1 protein-coding gene is annotated in these 3,375 nt (G+C 62.2%); it reads right to left on the minus strand.

From position 1 onward, the window contains the following. A partial coding sequence (locus tag NA5_RS38615) for a type I polyketide synthase (protein WP_245672683.1) occupies positions 1–3,263 on the minus strand: 3,263 nt, incomplete at its 3' end. Between the last annotated feature and the right edge of the window lie 112 nt (positions 3,264–3,375).

Here is a 3,375-nt window from a genome sequence, read left to right on the forward strand (position 1 = left end):
GTGGCCTCACCACGACCCAACGCTTGTATACCGGCCAACAGACCGTCACGCTCGGGCGCCAACACCACAGCACGATGCTCGAACAACACCCTCGAAGTCACCAACGAGAACCCGACATCAATCGGATCATGGTCCTCGACAACCGAAGCCAAGCGCCTGGCCTGATCAGCAAGAGCCTCACCACTACGCGCCGAAACCACCCACGGCAACACCCCACCAGCCGGGACAGTCTTCACCACCGACACCGGCTGCACCGCTGTGGCCGGTCCTTGCTCAACGATGACGTGAGCATTCGTGCCACTGAGCCCGAAGGAGGACACACCAGCACGACGCGGCCGATCCACCACCGGCCACGCCACCGGCTCGGTCAACAACTCGATATGGCCTTCGGACCAATCGACCTTCGTCGAGGGCTGATCAACATGCAACGTCTTCGGCAGCACACCGTGGCGCATCGCCATGACCATCTTGATCACACCACCGACACCGGCCGCGGCCTGAGCGTGACCGATATTGGACTTCAACGACCCCAACCACAACGGACTATCCGGATCACGGTCCTGCCCATACGTGGCCAAAAGCGCTTGCGCCTCAATCGGATCACCCAAAGTCGTACCGGTGCCGTGAGCTTCAACCACATCGACATCGACCGCAGACACCCCGGCATTGGCCAACGCTTGGCGAATCACCCGCCGCTGCGACGGACCATTCGGCGCGGTCAAACCATTCGACGCACCATCCTGATTCACCGCCGAACCAGCAACCACCGCCAAAACCTGATGACCATTGCGCTGAGCGTCGGACAACCGCTCCAACACCAACACACCGACGCCCTCGGACCAACCCACACCATCGGCCGAGTCCGCGAACGACTTACAGCGTCCATCCGGAGACAAACCCCGCTGACGACTGAACTCGAGGAACATATCCGGCGTGGCCATCACCGCCACACCACCGGCCAAGGCCAAATCGCACTCACCCGACCGCAACGACTGCGCGGCCAAATGCAGCGCCACCAGCGACGACGAACACGCCGTATCCACCGAGACGGCTGGACCCTCCAACCCCAACGTGTAGGCAACCCGACCCGAAACCAAGCTTCCGGCAGCGCTAGTACCGAGGTCAGCCCCTTGGGCGTAGTCGTGGTACATCACGCCGGTGAACACACCGGTTGGACTGCCCCGCAATACCGCCGGATCAATACCGGCGCGCTCCAACGCCTCCCACGAAGTCTCCAACAGCAACCGCTGCTGCGGATCCATCATCGTCGCTTCCTTGGGACTGATCCCGAAGAAATCCGCATCGAATTCGGCTGCCGAATAAAGGAATCCACCCTGACGGGTATACGTCTTGCCCGCCTTACCCGGCTCGGGGTCGTAGATACCGTCGATATCCCAGCCACGATCGACCGGCAACGCACCGTTGGCATCGATCCCGTCGGCAACCAACCGCCACAGGTCTTCCGGCGAGGCGACGCCACCTGGATACCGACAACTCATCGCGACAATCGCGATCGGATCATCATCGACCCGAACCCGACTGACCACAACCTCATCAACAGCCACCGTGCCGCTGAGCTCCGAGCCGATGAACTCGGCAACAATATGTGCGTTCGGATAATCAAAAATAAGCGTGGCCGGAAGCCGCAGACCGGTCAGGGAATTGAGCCTATTTCGGAACTCGACAGCACCGAGCGAATCAAACCCCAGCTCCTGGAAAGCCCGCTGCGGCTCGATAGCATCAGCAGAAGTATGCCCAAGAATTCCAGCGGCTACCGATCGAACCAATTCGAGCACAGCACTGTGACGGTCAGCATCCGAAAGACCGGCCAGCTTCTGGGCAAATGCGTGATCCACCCCCGGAGTTCGAGTCCGGCGACGCACCGGGACCGGCACAATCGCACGCAGCAGGGCCGGAATCTGCTCACCCCGAGTGCGTAGTACCGCCGGATCGACTTGCAACGCCACCAGCTGAGCGGTATCGGTGGATATCGCCGCATCGAACAGCGCGAGACCTTCGGCTTCGGTCAGCGGCGGGAAACCCTGGCGACGTATCCGCTCGATATCAGCCTCGGACAGCAAGCCCCCGAGGCCGGTAGCCGTCGCCCACAATCCGTAATCCACAGACGTCGCAGGCAGCCCCAAGCTGTGGCGATACGCCGCTAATGCATCCAGGAAAACATTCGCCGCAGCATAATTCGCTTGACCAGCCGCTAGAACAAGCCCGCCCGCCGACGACAACAACATGAACAACGACAACGAATGATCCCGCGTGAGCTCGTGAAGATGCCACGCCGCATCGGCCTTCGGCCGGAACACATAATCAATCCGGTCCGCGGTAATCGACTCGATCAGACCATTGTCACCGGTTCCGGCGGCATGCACCACACCCACCAGCGGATGCTCGGCCGGGATGGTGTCCAGTAGTGCCGCCAGTGCGTCCCGATCAGACACATCACACGCGGCGATGGTCACCTGCGCACCGAGCTCGACCAACTCCGCACGCAACTCAGCAGCGCCAGGAGCATCCAGACCACGACGAGACGTCAAAACCAGCTGGCGCACACCATGTTCGGTCACCAGATGCCGAGCAATCACCGCACCCAAACCACCAGTACCACCAGTCACCAGAACGGTACCCGGCTCGGACAGCCGAGCGATCGTGCCCGGTGCGTGACGGCTCAACCGCGGCACGAACAGCGCCGAGCCACGCAGCGCGGCCTCCGGTTCCAACGCAGCAGCCGCGGCCACGGTCGCGACGGAGACCGGGTCCTGGTCGGGTTGATCCAGGTCCAGAAGCTGGAACCGACCCGGGTGCTCGGCCTGCGCGGCACGCAACAAACCCCACACCGGCGCATGCCCGAGGTTCACCTGCTCCGAATCAGCAACAGACACAGCCTGTCTGGTCACAACAACCAGACGGGAATCAGTCAAACGCGAATCAGCCAACCACCCCTGGACCGTATCGAGGACTCCCGTCACGACCTGCCGCGCGGCCTCTGGCACCACACCGTCGTAGCGCGCGCACTCCAACAACACAAAGTCAGGAACAACCGAATCAGGAGCATCGAGATCGGCGATCAACGCCGCAAGATCACCATAGCCGCGCACCTCACCAGAGCCTTGACCACCACAGCTCCAGCCAGCACCGAGCACCGCCACACGGCTCCGCTCGACGCTCGCCACCGACGGCGCAACAGCGACCCAATCCACGCCGTACAAGGCATCCGATACCGGGTTCGCACTCAGACGATCGGTAGACACCGGCCGAGAAACCAACGCGCCCACCGACAGCACTGGGCGGCCATGCTCATCAGCTATCTGCACCCCGAACTTGTCACCTACGAGCGAAATCCGGACCCGAACCACTGCGACG

The sequence above is a fragment of the Nocardia anaemiae NBRC 100462 genome (assembly GCF_001612725.1).
GTDB lineage: Bacteria > Actinomycetota > Actinomycetes > Mycobacteriales > Mycobacteriaceae > Nocardia > Nocardia anaemiae.